Source organism: Stutzerimonas sp. R40042 (assembly GCF_026642215.1).
Lineage (GTDB): Bacteria > Pseudomonadota > Gammaproteobacteria > Pseudomonadales > Pseudomonadaceae > Stutzerimonas > Stutzerimonas frequens.
On the sequence record NZ_CP113258.1, the window covers coordinates 862,049 to 876,570 of the forward strand.

13 protein-coding genes and 1 riboswitch are annotated in these 14,522 nt (G+C 66.4%); of the genes, 5 read left to right on the forward strand and 8 right to left on the reverse strand.

Features of this window, described 5'->3' with window-relative positions; all coding sequences use genetic code 11:
- Window positions 1-107 precede the first annotated feature (107 nt).
- Genes ribA through OUY36_RS04025 form a run of 3 tightly spaced genes read left to right on the forward strand, consistent with a single transcriptional unit; the run spans window position 108 to window position 1,929 of the window.
- Window positions 108-725, forward strand: coding sequence for a GTP cyclohydrolase II (gene ribA, locus OUY36_RS04015; RefSeq protein WP_063544111.1), 618 nt, complete (start codon window positions 108-110; stop codon window positions 723-725).
- Complete coding sequence (locus tag OUY36_RS04020; protein WP_267936850.1) at window positions 722-1,129, forward strand: hypothetical protein; 408 nt, start codon at window positions 722-724, stop codon at window positions 1,127-1,129. The genes ribA and OUY36_RS04020 overlap by 4 nt, the downstream gene beginning before the upstream one ends.
- Complete coding sequence (locus OUY36_RS04025; RefSeq protein WP_267936853.1) at window positions 1,129-1,929, forward strand: cobalamin-binding protein; 801 nt, start codon at window positions 1,129-1,131, stop codon at window positions 1,927-1,929. Before OUY36_RS04020 ends, OUY36_RS04025 begins: the two co-directional genes overlap by 1 nt.
- A 22-nt stretch (window positions 1,930-1,951) precedes the next feature.
- Here OUY36_RS04025 and OUY36_RS04030 read toward each other — a convergent pair whose 3' ends face one another.
- From OUY36_RS04030 to OUY36_RS04045, 4 genes are all read right to left on the reverse strand, one after another.
- Window positions 1,952-3,808: a TonB-dependent receptor domain-containing protein gene (locus OUY36_RS04030; protein ID WP_267936856.1), complete on the reverse strand. Its 1,857-nt coding sequence runs from the start codon at window positions 3,806-3,808 to the stop codon at window positions 1,952-1,954.
- 96 nt (window positions 3,809-3,904) lie between these two features.
- Window positions 3,905-4,121: riboswitch (cobalamin riboswitch) on the reverse strand.
- Window positions 4,122-4,193: 72 nt separating this feature from the next.
- The gene (locus OUY36_RS04035) at window positions 4,194-7,847 is read right to left on the reverse strand and encodes an AAA family ATPase (RefSeq protein WP_267936859.1); all 3,654 of its coding nucleotides are present in this window, start codon (window positions 7,845-7,847) and stop codon (window positions 4,194-4,196) included.
- Window positions 7,844-9,079 carry an exonuclease SbcCD subunit D C-terminal domain-containing protein gene (locus OUY36_RS04040; protein WP_267936863.1) on the reverse strand — a complete coding sequence of 412 codons (1,236 nt, stop codon included), beginning with the start codon at window positions 9,077-9,079 and terminating at the stop codon, window positions 7,844-7,846. Before OUY36_RS04040 ends, OUY36_RS04035 begins: the two co-directional genes overlap by 4 nt.
- 897 nt (window positions 9,080-9,976) lie before the next feature.
- Window positions 9,977-10,849, reverse strand: coding sequence for a helix-turn-helix transcriptional regulator (locus tag OUY36_RS04045; RefSeq protein WP_267932186.1), 873 nt, complete (start codon window positions 10,847-10,849; stop codon window positions 9,977-9,979).
- 315 nt (window positions 10,850-11,164) lie between these two features.
- Here OUY36_RS04045 and OUY36_RS04050 point away from each other — a divergent pair, with 315 nt between their 5' ends.
- Window positions 11,165-11,380: a hypothetical protein gene (locus OUY36_RS04050; RefSeq protein WP_014595808.1), complete on the forward strand. Its 216-nt coding sequence runs from the start codon at window positions 11,165-11,167 to the stop codon at window positions 11,378-11,380.
- A 6-nt stretch (window positions 11,381-11,386) separates the two neighbouring features.
- Here the strand turns inward: OUY36_RS04050 and OUY36_RS04055 are convergent, their stop codons facing one another.
- From OUY36_RS04055 to OUY36_RS04070, 4 genes are read right to left on the reverse strand one after another with little or no spacing between them, the layout of a single operon-like run.
- Window positions 11,387-12,703, reverse strand: a complete 1,317-nt coding sequence (locus tag OUY36_RS04055; protein ID WP_267936870.1) for an ATP-binding protein — start codon at window positions 12,701-12,703, stop codon at window positions 11,387-11,389.
- A complete protein-coding gene (locus OUY36_RS04060) occupies window positions 12,700-13,365 on the reverse strand; it encodes a response regulator transcription factor (protein ID WP_267936873.1) in 666 nt (221 codons plus the stop codon). The genes OUY36_RS04055 and OUY36_RS04060 overlap by 4 nt, the downstream gene beginning before the upstream one ends.
- Window positions 13,365-13,670, reverse strand: coding sequence for a PepSY domain-containing protein (locus tag OUY36_RS04065; protein WP_267936876.1), 306 nt, complete (start codon window positions 13,668-13,670; stop codon window positions 13,365-13,367). The genes OUY36_RS04060 and OUY36_RS04065 overlap by 1 nt, the downstream gene beginning before the upstream one ends.
- Before the next feature lie 9 nt (window positions 13,671-13,679).
- Window positions 13,680-13,988 (reverse strand): PepSY domain-containing protein, encoded by a 309-nt coding sequence (locus tag OUY36_RS04070; protein WP_063544129.1) that lies wholly within the window; start codon window positions 13,986-13,988, stop codon window positions 13,680-13,682.
- A gap of 174 nt (window positions 13,989-14,162) precedes the next feature.
- Here OUY36_RS04070 and OUY36_RS04075 point away from each other — a divergent pair, with 174 nt between their 5' ends.
- Window positions 14,163-14,522, forward strand: coding sequence for a copper-binding protein (locus OUY36_RS04075; protein ID WP_063544131.1), 360 nt, complete (start codon window positions 14,163-14,165; stop codon window positions 14,520-14,522).

The following is a 14,522-nucleotide window of genomic DNA, read 5'->3' on the forward strand; positions in this document are numbered from 1 at the left end:
TCCGCCTGCACGGCACGATAGACACGCTCGACGGCGAACTCTTCAGCCAGATGTGCCCCCGGTTAGTGTTATAGTGTCCGCTTTTCTGCCGCCTGGGATTTCCGCCCGTGTCTGTCGTGTTCGTCGCCGCTTCCCAACTGCCGACACCGTTCGGCGTGTTCACCATGCATGGTTTTCTCGACCAGGACACTGGCAAGGAACATGTCGCGCTGACCCTCGGCGACGTGGCCGATGGCAAGCCGGTGCTTGGGCGTCTGCATTCCGAATGCCTGACCGGCGATGCTCTGTTCAGCCTGCGCTGTGACTGCGGCTTCCAGCTGGAAGCGGCGCTGCGCGCGATTGCCGACGAAGGTCGCGGCGTGCTGCTCTATCTACGTCAGGAAGGACGCGGCATCGGCCTGCTGAACAAGATCCGCGCCTACGAACTGCAGGACGCCGGCGCCGATACCGTCGAGGCCAACGAGCGCCTGGGCTTCGCCCCGGACATGCGTGACTACGGCATCTGCCTGCCGATGCTCGAGCACCTGGGTATCGCCGAGATCAAGCTGATGACCAACAACCCGCGCAAGGTCAAGGCGCTGCAAGGCTTCGGCATCCGCGTGGCCGAGCGCAAGCCGCTGCAGGTCGCGCACAACCCGCACAACCGCAAGTACCTCGCCACCAAGGCCGGCAAACTCGGCCACATGCTCGGCGAGATCCACCAGGGCGAAGCCGAGCAGTCGTGAACCGCCTCGCCGTTCGCCGCCAGCTCGCGCGTGACGGCTGGCTGCACACCCTCCTGATGGTGATGCCGGTGCTGGTGCTGGGCCGTGCACCGGCACTGCGCATTGACTGGGGCCTGCCTCTTTTCGCTGCCGGCCTGGTCTCGCTGTTCTTCAGCCTGCCGGCCTTCACCGCCTTCAAGCACGCACTGATTGCCATCGAGCAGGCGTTGGAAAGCCCTATGGAGGCCGACGCCTGGGCACGCTTGCGTCGCCTCCGCCGTCGCGGCCTGCTGATCGCCTCGCTGCCGGCCTGGTTCGCCGCCGCCGGGGCGCTGCTGGGCATGGAACCGGTGGCCCGCCTGTTGCTGGTATTCGGCAGCCTGGTGCTGCTGGTGCTCTACCGTATTCCGCGGCAGCTTCACTGATGCGTCACCTTTTGCTCGCCGCTCTGGCGCTGCTGGCCACCTTGCCTGCGGTGGCCGCGCAGCGGGTAGTAAGCCTGGCGCCCTCGCTCAGCGAAATCATGCTGGAACTCGATGCCGTAGACCGCCTGGCCGGTGTGCTGGACGGCGGCGAACGTCCTGCGGCCCTGGCTCAGATGCCATCGGTGGGGCGTTATGGCCAGGTCGAGATGGAGACCTTGCTCAGCCTGCGCCCCGATCTGGTCCTGCTCTGGCCGGACAGCGTGCCGCGCAGCCAGCGCGAGCAGCTGCAGCAGTTCGGTGTTCCCGTGCTGGTGGTGGCGCAGACTCGCCTCGACGGGCTGGCCGAGCAATTCAGGGTGATCGGCCAGGCGGTCGGCCGCACGGAGCAGGGCGAGCGCCTGGCCGAGGCGTTTCGCGCCGGCCTCGCCGAGCTGCGCACAGCCTACGCCCGTGAACAGCCGTTGCGGGTGTTCTACCAGGTCTGGAACCGCCCGCTGTATACCCTCGGCGGGCAGCAGATCATCAGCGAAGCGATCGAGGTGTGTGGCGGGCGCAACGTCTTCGCCGACCTGACCCTGGCCGCGCCGCAGGTGAGCATCGAAGCGGTGCTCGCCCGCGACCCGGAAGTCATCCTGGCCGGTAGCGGGGCGCAGCTGGACGAATGGCAGGCCTGGCCACAGCTAGATGCCGTGCGCAACGGGCGATTGCTGGAAGTGCCCGACAAGGGCCTGGAGCGCCCGAGCTTCCAGATGCTGGGGGCGATCCGGAAGCTCTGCGAGGTGATGGCGGCAGCGCCCTGAGCGGGCGCGCCGGTAGACGCGATTACAGTGATGGAGTCCAGGTGACGGCGAACAGCAGGGTTCGCGCCGCCTCGTGATAGCCGTAATTCTGCGACGGATCCCACCAGTTAGCTCCGTCTGGGCGGTTATAGGTCGCCAGTGCATAGTCGCGATCGAACAGATTGTTGACCTTCGCCTCCCAGCGCAACTCGGGATGGCTCTGCCAGGCTGCTCTTAGGTCGAAGACCCCATAGCCGGACAGCTCGCGGGTGTTTGCGATGGTGTCGTAACGGGCGCTGGAAACGTGCCAACCGGCGCCAGCCGAAAGCGCGCCGAACGTACGATCAAGGTCGATGCTGAGTGTGCGCTTTGCCCGTCGCGCCAGAGTATGGCCGCTATCCCGGTCGCGCGGATCGATGATGCTAACGCCGAGGCTCGCCTGCCAGCCCAACAGCTCACGCGCCGCGCTGGCTTCGAAACCGTTGATCCGTGCCTGGCTGACGTTTTCCATCCGGGTTCCACCCCAGGCAATCATGTCTTCGACATCGGTGCGATAAAGGGAGGCTTCCAGTTGGGTCTCTTCGAATTCGCCGCGCCATTGCAATTCGTACGTCTTCGAAGTCTCCGGCTTCAGGTCCGGATTGGGACCCCAGGCGGGCGGTGCGTAGAGGTCGGTGAACGTCGGGGCGCGGAAGCCTTCGCCATAGCTCAGAATCCAGCGCTGCGACTGACCTACCGGCAGGCTGAAGGCTGCGTTCCAGCTGTTGTGGCTGCCAAACTGCTGGTTGTCGTCGTGACGCAGACCCAGTTCGGTGCCGAAGTGTTCGCCCTGGAAGCTGTGCTGAGCAAAAAAGGCGAGATTGTCGCGGCTGTCTTCCTGGTAGGCGGTGGTGGCATCGAGGCGGTCCTCGTACCAGTCGCTGCCCGCGCTAAGCTGCTGGCGCTCGCTCAGCTGCAAACGGTTGATCCAGGCTGCAGAGTGGCGGGTGGTCTCCAGCAGACCGTCGTTGTAGTTGGAGCCGACCGCGCGGTTGCGATCGAAGCTGCGACCCAGCTCCAGACGGCTGTTCCAGACGTCGCTTAGCTGGCCGTCCAAATAACCGCTGTAGCTGCTGACACGAAACTCGTCCTGCGGCGTGCCCGGGGCGAACTCGTAGGCATCGTCATACTCGTTCTTGCCGCGCTGGTCGTTGAGACTCAGGCCGGCTTTCCAGTCCGCATCGAACTGGTGATCCAGCTTCAAGTGCAGGGCCTTGTTGCGCTGGCCATCGTTGTCTTGGTCAGCGCCGCGATTGTCGCGGGTGATGTCGAAGCCGTCGCGCTCATCGAGGCTGGCGCCGAGGTGGACGCGAGTCTGCTCCGTTCCTGCTGCCAGGCTCAGGCTGCGCTGAAAGGTCTGGTCGCTGCCGGCGGCCAAGCGGACTTCCGGATTTATTCCGGGTTTGCCGCGACGGGTAAAGATCTGGATGACGCCACCAATGGCATCCGCGCCGTAAAGCGAGGAGCGCGGCCCACGGATCACTTCGACACGCTCGATGTTGTCGATAGCCAGGTAGTCGAGACGGGCGAAGCCGCTGGTGGCTGAAGCAATGCGTTGGCCGTCGACCAGTACCAGTGTTTGCGCGGTTCCGGTGCCGCGCAGCGACAGCGATGGCAAGCCACCGGCGCTGCTCACCTGCACGCCCGGGACCCGACGCAACAGCTCGGGCACGTTGCGTGCCTGCAGGCGTTCGATATCGGCGCGAGTGAAGACGGTATTGGCTGCAGTGGCCTGGGCGCGGGGCTCGGCCTGGCGGGCCGAGGTGATAAGCATGCTCGGCAGTTCCTGCTCGGCATCGGCAGCAAACACCTGCACGCCAGGCAGCAGCGCCACGGCGAGGGCAAGTCGGGACAGTTTCATTCTTGGAATTCCTCAAAAGATCGCAAACTTTTGAGGAGGGCAGGAACAAGCGCGGGATGACGGGCAGCAGCGCTTGACGGTGCTGCCCTCCGCAACACCAGTCGAATCCGTCAGGCCGGTCTCCGGGCTTTCGACACGCATCACGCTCACCTTCCCATGTCGGAACACAGTGGCTGTCGAGCGGACGGCGATCCCTGAGGATCACGGTCGATTACCGTTGCGGGGGCAGCGCCGGCCTTGCTCTTCGAGCGCACCGGCTTCCCGTTTAATGCCGACCTTTTGGTCGCGCACACCTGGGCGGATAAGAAAACGCGCGAACCTTACGGCCGATGCTGGCGAAACACAAGCGGACCAATGGCCGCAAGGTCTGCCAGCCCGGCGACCGCTAGGACAGCCCGCCGACGATCTTCAGCCCGCTCTGCCCGTTGCCCTGGCGCTGCACCTGAATCTGCACCGGGATGCGTTCGTGCATCTCGGCCACGTGGCTGATCACTGCCACCTTGCGGCCCTGGGCCTGCAGCGAATCCAGCGCGTCCATGGCGATCTGCAGCGACTCGGGATCGAGGCTGCCGAAGCCCTCGTCGATAAACAGCGATTCGATCCTGAGCTTGCTCGACGCCATCGAGGCCAGGCCCAGTGCCAGGGCCAGCGAGACGAGGAAGGTCTCGCCGCCGGACAGCGAATGCACCGAGCGCAGCTCGTCGCCCATCTCGGTATCCATCACCAGCAGGCCCAGCGGACTTCCGCCGCGCTTGAGCCTATAACGGCGGGCCAGCTGACGCAGCTGCACGTTGGCGTGCTGCACCAGCAGGTCGAGGTTGTAGGCCTGGGCGATCTTGCGGAAGGCGCCGCCGTCGCTCGAGCCGATCAGCGCGGCGATACGCCCCCAGCGCTGCATTTCGGCGCGCGCCTCGTCGATCTGTGCCAGCAGCGCGTGGCTCTGGCGGCGGCGCTTGTCGTCGTCGAGCAGCGCGGCGCGGGTTTCGGCGCAGCGCTGCTCGGCCTGTTCGCAGCGCTGCAGCTGTTCGGCGTGTGCCTGTTGCAGCTGCGTGGCTTCAGGCGCCTCGGTCTGTTGCTGCTGATGGCTAGCCAGTCGGGCGAGACAGCCGTCGAGTCGCTCGCGACAGCGAGTCAGGGTTTCGGCGTTCTGCTGCAGGCGCTGGCGCGCCTCGCTCAGCATTGCCTCGTCCATCTGCAGCAACTGGGCGAGGGTGGCGTCGTCCAGCGCCGGATGGGCGCTGCGCCAGGCGGCGAGTTCGACCTGCAGCGCGTCGCGCTCCTGCTGCAGTTCGGCGTGGCGCTGGCGGCCGCTCTGCTGTTCGCTCTGCAAGCGGGTCAGGCCGAGTCTGCCGTCGTTGAGTTGGCGCTCGATTTCGACCTGGGCCTGGCGCGCGGTCTGGATGGCCAGGTCCAGTTGCTGCTGCCAGGTGCTGGCGCTGGGCTGCTCGCCGAGGCTGGTCTGCAGTGCCTGCCGGCAGGCCAGCAGCAGCTTCTCGCGTTCGGCCAGGCGTGCCTGGCAGCTCGCCTGTTTCTCCTGGCGATGGCGTTGTTGCAACTGCTCGTCGCTGCGGCGCTGCTCGCACTGGCGCAGCTCATCGGCCAGCTCGGTCTGCGCCTGCAGTTGCTGCAGGCGCGTGGCGATGTCAGCGTCCAGCTCCATAAAGGTCTGCGCCGGATCTTCGCGCCAGTGCTGCAGACGCTCGGCCGGTAGCAGCTCGGCGAAGGCCGTCAGCTCTGCGTCGAGCTGCTGGGCGTCGCGGGCGAGGGCATCGCGCTGGCGCTCGAGCTGCTGGGTCGCTTCGACGCAGGCCTCGCGCGCGGCCTGCCAGGCTTGCTGCAGGGTTTCGCTGCGCTGCTGCAACCCGAGCAGTTGTTGTTGCTGCCGGCTGGCATCGGCGATCTGCTGGTTCAGGTTCGCCAGTTGGGCTTCCAGCCAGTCCGCGCGTGTTCCTTCGGGTTGGCGAAGCAGTTCGGCATGCGCTGGCAGGGCGTGCAGACGCGGGGCCAGCGTCTGCAGCTGCGCCTCGACCTCGCTCTGACGCTGCTGGCTCTGGCGCAACTGGGTGTTCAGCGCGACGTGGCGGTCGCGCAGTTCCTGCAGGCGCTGGTCCTGGGCCTGCAGCGCTTCGCGGGCGCGTTCGGCCTCGTGGTCATCCTGCTGATCGAGGCCGGCGAGCATGGCATCGGCCGCATGCCAGGGATGTTCCTGGCTGCCGCAGACCGGGCAGGGCTCGCCCGGCACCAGCGCGGCGCGTAGCGCCTCGACATTCGCGCTGCGCGCCAGGCGCTGGCGTTCGAGCAAGGCGAGGGTGACGTTCAGCGCCTGCTCGGCGGCGTCGCGCTCGGCGCGGACCTGTTTGCCCAGCGGCACCAGGCCGTCCAGCTCCGCCTGCTGGCCGGTGGTGGCGTCGCTCAGTTCGCGTCGGCTGGTTTCGAGCCCGCGTTGCTGAGACCAAAGCTCGCGCAGGGTCGCGGTTTCGCGCTCGGCCTGGCGCCATTGGTCCAACTGCCCATGCAGTTGGGCGAGCTGTTCGGCCAGGCCGACTTCGCTGCCGCGCTCATGCTGTAGAGCGTCCAGCGCCTCGCGGGCCAGGCTTTGCCGGGTTTCGGCAGCCTTGGCCTGCGCTTCCAGTGCCGGGAGTTCGCCCTGACCTTGCTGCAGCCGTGCTGCCAGCTGCACGGCCTGTTGCAGACGCGGGCGGTAGCCGTCCCAGGCGCTGCACAGCGGTTGCAGCGCGGCGCTGCGCCCCAGTTGCTGGCTCAGCGCGGCGAGTTCCGCCGCGGCGCGCTGCTGGCGCTCGGCGAGCTGCGTGAGCGTCGCTGCGCCCGCAGTCACCTCGGCATCGGCCCGGGTGCTGTCCTCGCGGATAGTGGTCAGGTCGGCGTTCAGATGCTGCAGGCGTTCCTCTTCACGGCGCGCCTGGGCCAGCCGCGGTTCGGCGTCCTGGCGCGCCTGTTCGGCCGAACGCAGTTGCTCGCTGGCGGCGCTGCATTGGCTCTGCAGCTCGGCCAGGCGCTGCTGCACGGCCTGTTCCTCATGCTGCAGGCGCGCCAAGCTGTCGGCGGCCTTGTCCAGCAGCGGGCCGAGATCCTGTAGGCGCAGGAAGCGATGGCGCTGCGGCGCCAGTTGCTCGAACAGGTCGAGAATGCGCCGGGCCTCGGCGAGGTTTTCGCGCTCGTATTCGGCATCCTGCAGTTGCTGGCATGCCGCTTCGCGCTCGTTTTCCAGGCGCTGCAGTTCGCTGAGCCATTGCCGCTGCGCTTCCAACGCCTTGAGCTGCTGCTGCTGCGCTTTCAGCGCGTCGAGCTGAGCCTGATGTTCGCGCTCCAGTTCGTCACGCTGCTCCGGCTCCAGTGGCTGCAGGCCGCCGGCCTGCTGCTCCAGACGGGCGAGGCCTTCCTTCGCCTCCTTGGCGGCTTCGAAGGCGGCCTGGCCGAGGCGGCTGTAGAGGCCGGTATCGGTGAGCTTTTCCAGGAGGGTGCCGCGCTCGTTGTCATCGGCCTTGAGGAAGGCGGAAAACTCGCTTTGCGCCAGCAGCACGGCGCGGGTGAACTGGGCCAGGGTCAGCCCCAGGCGGGCTTCGAGCAATTCCTTGAATTCGCGTTTCTTGCCGCTGGCCAGGAGCGTGCCGCTGTCGAGATCCGTAAGGCTCTGGCTGCTGGCCTGCAGGCGGCCGTCGATCTTCTCGCGGGCGCGCTTGACCTCCCAGCGTGCGCGGTAGCGGTGGCCGTCGACGCCGACGAAATCGACCTCGGCGTAGCCGCTGCCGCAGCCGCGGCGCAGCAGGTTGCGCTCGTCGCCACCGCCGATTTCGGCCTCCACGTCGGGGACCTTGTTCAGCGGTGACACGCCGTCCAGCCGCGGCGTGCTGCCGAACAGCGCCAGGCACAGGGCGTCGAGAATGGTGCTCTTGCCAGCGCCGGTGGGCCCGGTGATGGCGAACAGCCCGGCGCTGGCCAGCGGTTCGGCGGTGAAGTCGATGACCTGCTCGCCGGCCAGCGAGGCCAGGTTTTTCAGGCGGATGGCGAGAATTTTCATCGGTCATCCTCCGCATGGGCGAACTCGACGCGTTGCAGCAAGGTGGCGAAATCGTCCAGCGCCTGTTCATCCGCCGGGTTGCCGTACTGTTCTTCCCAGGCGCGGGCGAACAGTTCCTGCGGGGTGATCTGGTCGAGGCCGAGCAGCACTTCCGATTCCGTCTCGCCGCGCTTGCCGGCGTATTCGCTGGCGATGCGCACCAGTCGGCAGGCCTTGCCGGTTATCGCGGTTTCGATGCGCTGGCGCAGGTCCGGCAGCGGTTCGTCGAGCAGTACGCGTACCTCGAGCCAGGGCAGGTGTTCGTCGAACAGGCCGGTGGGCGGCAGCGCCTCCAGCGCGGCGATCACCTCGGCCAGCGGGGCGCGGCCGATGCGGATCATCTCCACCGCGCGCGGCACCGGCAGGCTTTCGGCCTGCGCCAGCTGCTCGCCGTCGAGTTCGACCAGCAGCACCTGATGGGGGTAGTTGACCTCGGCGAAGGACAGCGGCAGCGGCGAGCCGCTATAGCGGATGCGTGCCTGCCCGGCGACCTGCTGCGGCTTGTGCAGGTGGCCGAGGGCGACGTAGGCGACGGACTCGGGAAACAGGCTGGCCGGCAGGGCCTCGGCATTGCCGATGACGATATTGCGCTCGGACTCCTCCGACACCGCGCCGCCGGCCATGTGCGCATGGCTCATGGCAACCAGCGCCTGGCCGGGCTGGCGCACAGCCTCGGCGGCGGCGATGAGGCGTTCATGCACCTGACGAATGCCGGCCATGTAGTCGTCGCCCAGCGCCATTCCGGTAACCTCGGCCGGGCGCAGGAAGGGCAGGGTGAGGCACCAGGCGGCGGTGTTGCCAGCGGCGTCGTGCAGCGGCACCAGCAGCCGCTGGTGGTCCAGCTGGCCCTCGGCGACCCAGCTGATGCGGCCGACGGCATGGGCATTGAGGCGCTTCATCAGCGGCGCCGGCAGCTCGATGCGCCCGCCCGAGTCGTGGTTGCCGGCGATCATCACGATGTCCAGCTGCGGGAGCTTTTCGTGGGCGCGGACGATGAAGTCGTAGAGGCGCTCCTGGGCCTTGAGTGGCGGGTTGACCGTGTCGAACACGTCGCCGGCGATCAGCAGGGCGTCGGCGCGGTGGGCGACCAGCTGGTCGAGCAGCCAGGCGAGGAACTGCGCGTGTTCGTGGTCGCGGTCCTGGCCGTGGAGGGTCTGGCCGAGGTGCCAGTCGGAGGTGTGGATCAGGCGCATGGGCTCAGGCTCATTGTGTGCGGGCGCAGCGGTGAGCCGCTGGCTTGGTTTGTGCGGCGGGCAGTTGCGTCGGATGTAAGGCTTGTGGAACTCGTGACTGTCGTGGGCTTCGGCGGAAGGTTGGGCGCGCCGCGCTTTCCTCGGCCCGGACTACAGGTTGCGCCTTGCACGGCGCATCACTTTTTCTTGCTTGGCCAAGAAAAAGTAACCAAAAAGAAGGCCACCCCGACATCCGGGTTTTGCTTCGCAAAACTTCCCTCCCTCCGGCGCTGCTCCGGGGGCCGTCGCGAAGGGACGTCCCTGTCCCTTCGCTCCTCGCTCGGCGTCCATGCCTCGCGTCCCCCTGCGCAGCACCTGCGCTCGGCCTCCTGAAGGGGAGTCGAGTCCGAGCCGCCTGAAAATTCGCAAACAGCGGAACAAGCACGCGTTGCTTGTTTATTGACGAAGAAGCTATCAGGCCCCACCGAATGCCCCTTTCAGGAGGCCGAACGGAATCCGCGCGGAGGGGAGCGAGCGGCATGGATGCCGCGAGAGAACTAGGCGTTCCCGCGATAAAGGGCCAAGGATGGCCCTTGTACGCCGGTCCCCGGAGCGCGGATGGAGTGAGGGAAGTCGAGCGCAGCGAGACCCGGATGCAGGGGCAAGCGTTTTTGCTTACTTTTTTTGGGGCCGGCCGTCCGGCGTTTGGAAAAAGTGAGTCGCCCAGCAGGGCGAAACCAATGCTTCCGCCAGACGGGCCAGTCGAGAGTGAGCGCGGAGCGAAAGCCAGCGAGGCGCCGTGCAAGGCGCAACCTACAGGTCGGGCCGAGGAAAGCGCGGCGTCGTACGCATAGGTCTGCGCCGGCAACAGTTCGTGAGCAAGCTCGCTCCTGCAAGTGGCCACGTTACGCCTAACCCTCACGAGTACAACCACCCCTTCAACGCCTGCAGATTCCCCACTTGCAGCTGCTGCGCCGCCGCATTGGCCTGCACGGTGTTCGGGTCGATGCCGAAGCGCTGCAGCACGTACTGCACCAGGGCGCCGCGCGTCTCGACGGGCAGTTGGCCGTCGGCCATGCCGAAGTCCACCTCGATGATCGCCTTCTGCGCCGGGCTCAGTCGTGCATCCGGCTCGATCAGCACGGTCACCGGTGTGTTCCACGCCTCGTCCTGCTCGCGGGTATGTTCGCTTTCGTCCATCAGGTCCGGTTCGCCGCGGAAGCGGCTGAGCACGAAGTCGCGGTATTCGCGGTTCTTCTCGCAGTAGGCGCGCACGTGCCAGCGCATGCCGGTGAAGACCAGCGTGTGCGGCGCCATCACGCGGATCTCCACCTCCGGATTGGCCAGCGAGACGTACTCGCTCTCCAGGCGCAGCCCCTCGCGGCAGGCCTGCAGGATCGGCCGCAGCACCTCGGGGCGGATGCTGCGGTCCGGTACCTGCAGCACTTCCGTATGTGCATAGGCCAGCGCCAGGCCCTCGATATGCGGGGCGCGCACGCGGTTCTGGTCGAGCAGGTGCAGATAGGCGCTGGCGCTGCCGTCGATGAACAGCGGCTGGAAGGTCTTGCTCGGCTTGTAGCCCTTCAGGTGGCGGTCATATGTCAGGTTTTTCGGCGCATGTTCGTTCAGGTAGGTATTGATGTCCTTCGAGGCCTGCTGGCGGCTGATGCCGAAGCTCTGCATCAGGTGGCCCGTGGTCAGGCGGCCTTCCCACCAGGCAATGGTCTCGATCAACCGGTAGCGCAGCGCCAGGTCCCAGCGTATCTGACTGATCGATTGCTTCCTTTTCATCGCCGTTGCACCTGTACCGAAGGTTTACATGCCTATGTCGAGCGGGTCGACGTGTCGCGCAACGCTACATATATTCAAGGCGTGTTTCAACTCGATACGGGTGACCGACATGAATCTGCTGATCGCTGCACTGACATGGTCCGGCGTGGCGTTCGTCGCGATGGCATTGCTGGCCTGGCTGGCGTACGCCGACGGCGAACGAAAGGGCTGAGACAGGTTGCAGTTTGGTGAAGGCTGAACGCTTCCCGATGGACGGCTGGAATCTCCGAGCCTGGTACAGGGTCTTTGTGACAGGCTCACCTGTAGAGATGCTCCATGAAGACTTTGTCCCGTCACCTGGCCGAAACCTTCACTTCGCAATACCGCACCCGTGTCGAACCGAAGGCGGATGGCCGTCTGGAGGTCCATGTCGGCTACCCGATCAACGGCACCCACGCCACGCGCATCGTCGCCGGACACCAGGTTCAGAACACGCTGCTGGTGGAAACCATCCTCGAAGACATGCGCAACGAACTGGCCCGCCCGCAATAGCGCCGCTTAGCGCATCGCGGGCAGTGCGATACGCACGCGAAGCCCGCCCAGCGGACTTTCCTCCAGGCTCCACTCGCCACGCCACGCCGTCAGGATATCGCTGACGATCCCCAGCCCCAGGCCGTGGCCTTCTGCGCGCTCGTCCAGCCGCACGCCGCGGTTGATGACCATCTCCCGTTGCTGGGCCGGAATGCCCGGCCCATCATCGTCCACCAGCAGCACGAAGCCGTCGCGCGATCGCTCGATGGTCAGCTCGACGCGGCTGTTCGCCCATTTGCAGGCGTTGTCCAGCAGGTTGCCCAGCAGCTCGAGCATGTCCTCGCGATCACGCGGCAGGCGGCAGTCAGCCGGGGCGTGCCAGCGCAGCTCGAGGTCGGAGCGGTGGATCATCGCCAGGGTGTCGAACAGCGCCGGCAGTTCGGCGTCGCAGTCGAAATGCGCACCGGGCAGCACGTCGACCGACAGCCGCGCGCGACCCAGCTCGCGGCTGACCCGTTGCTGGATCTGCTCCAGCTGCTCCTGCAGGCTGGCCTGCAGTTCGGGGTGGGCGGCGAGTTCGTCGCGCTGCACCAGGCTGCCGAGTACCGCCAGTGGTGTTTTCAGCGAATGGCCGAGGTTGCCCAGTGCGTGCCGTGAGCGTTGCAGGGTCTCCTCGGTGTGGCTGAGCAGATGATTGATTTGCTCCACCAGCGGCTGCAGTTCGACCGGCGCCTGCTGATCCAGTTGCTGGCGCTGGCCCTGCTGCAGCTGGGCGATCTGCTGCCGGGCACGCTCCAGCGGGCGCAGCGCCAGGCCCATGGCGTAGCGCTGCAAGAGCAGCAGGGCGAGCAGGGCGAAGCCGACCAGTCCCAGGCCGCTCAGCCGCACGCGGGCGAAGCTGTCGAGAATCGGCGTGTAGTCCTGCGCCACGCTGATGACGATCGGCTGTCCGTCGCGGCGGTACTCGGCGCGGTAACCCAGCAGGCGCTGTTCCTGCGGGCCGTCGAGCAGTTCGTCCGCCAGGCCCGCGCGTTCCGGCCATTCTGGCGTGGCGTCCCACAGCGAGCGTGAGCGCCAGGTGCGGCCGGGCAGCTCGATCTTGAAGTAGTGACCGGAAAACGGCCGCTGATAACGTGGGTTGAGGCGCTGCACATCCAGTTGGTCGCCGTTCGGCCCCTTCACCAGAGCGATCAGCAGCCCCTCGGTTTCCTCGCGCAGGTCGGTTTCCAGGCTGCGCCTGAGGCCTGACTCGAACAGCCACAGGCTGGTCTGCACCAGCACCAGCGCCACCAGCAGCAGGGTGGCGATCAGCGCCAGGCTGAGGCTGCGCTGGATCGACTTCACGCCGCGCCGCCGAAGCGATAGCCCTGGCCGCGGCGCGTCTCGATCAATTCGCGGCCGAGCTTGCCGCGCAGCCGATTGATGTGCACCTCGATGACGTTGGAGTCGCGCTCGGTTTCACCGTCGTAGAGGTGTTCGGTGAGCTGGGTCTTCGACAGCAGCTGGCCGGGGTGCAGCATGAAGTAGCGCAGCAGGCGGAACTCGCCAGCGGTCAGTTCGATGTCCTTGCCGTCCTTGCGGCAGCACTGGCGCGATTCGTCCAGTTCCAGACCGCCAGCCTGCAGCAGCGGCTGGTTGGCCAGGCCGTGGGCACGGCGCAGCAGCGCCTGGATGCGCAGCAGCAGCTCCTCGGGATGAAAGGGTTTGGTCAGGTAGTCGTCGGCACCGGCCTTGAGGCCGTCGATGCGCTCGGCCCAGGAGCCGCGCGCGGTGAGGATCAGTACCGGGGTGGCGACCCCGGCGGCGCGCCAGGCACGCAACACCTCGAGCCCCGGTTTGCCCGGCAGACCGAGGTCGAGAACGATCAGGTCATAGGGCTCGCTGGCGCCCTGGTATTCGGCGTCTCGGCCATCGGCGAGCCAGTCGGTGGCGTAGCCCTGGCGGTTGAGACTGGCGATCAGTTCATCGGCCAGCGGCACGCTGTCTTCGACCAGCAGCAGGCGCATCAGTCTTCCTCATCCTTGATCAGGCGACCGTCGCGAGCATCGAATTCCAGCTCGCGGGCAACGCCCTGGGTGGTGAGCAGTTCGATTTCGTAGACGTAGAAGCCGTCTTCCTCTTCCAGCTCCGCTTCCAGCAGGCTGGCCCCCGGATGGTGTTCAAGGGCGCGCTGGAGCAAGGCTTCCAGCGGCATGATGAGGCCTTCGCGGCGCAGCCGCAGGGCTTCGTCCTGATCCAGGTCGCGGCTCACCGCCGGGGCGGCGGCGAGCAGCAGAGCCAGTGGCAGCGTTACAAGAAGAGGGGCACGCATGGGTGGCCTTTAGTCGTCCTGGTGGTCCTTCAGCACTTCGCCGGTTTTGGCGTCGAGCTCGACGTCCCATTGCACACCTTTGTCGTCGCGCAATTCAAGCTGGTAGACGTAGCGGCCGTACTCTTCTTCCAGCTCGGTTTCCTCGACGGTGGCGCCGGGGTGCTTGGCCAGGGCCGCTTCGTTGAGCTTCTCGAAGGACTGGATGGTGCCGGCGTCGCGCAGCTTGAGCGCTTCGTCCGGACCGATGTCCTTGGCCAGCGCCAGGTTGGCGCCCAGGGCGAGGGTGGCGGCGGTGAACAGAGTAGTCAGTGTTTTCATGGTGTTGATTCCTGTGGTTGGTTTCGACGGTTCACAGGTTACGAGCGCTGGCTTAAATGAAACTGAATGTCATCCGCCGGCTACGAATGCACCGTTCGAGCGAGGGCGGACAGGCGTCTGGCAGCTAAGCTTTGCGGCATCGTTCATCTGCAGCGGTCGTTCAGGGGGATACCCATGAAAAGTGTTTTCGTCGTGCTGCTGGCCGTGCTTGGCACAGCCGGTGTGGTCGTCATGGCCGAGGATCTGCTGAAGCCATCCACCACACCTCCCGCGGTGGATGACGTCTCGACCGGCAACAGCCTGGAAGCCGAGGCGAGTTTCGAGGCCACCGGCGAGATTCGTGCCATCGATGTGGAGCAGGGCAGCGTGACCATCGCCCATGGTCCGGTACCGGCACTGAAGTGGCCGGCCATGATCATGCCGTTCAAGGTGACTCGGCATCAGCTCGGCGGGCTGGCCGTCGGCGATGCGGTGGAGTTTCGCTTCACCGACGGCGAGATGGACCCGCGGATCGTCTTCATCCGCCGTCGCTAG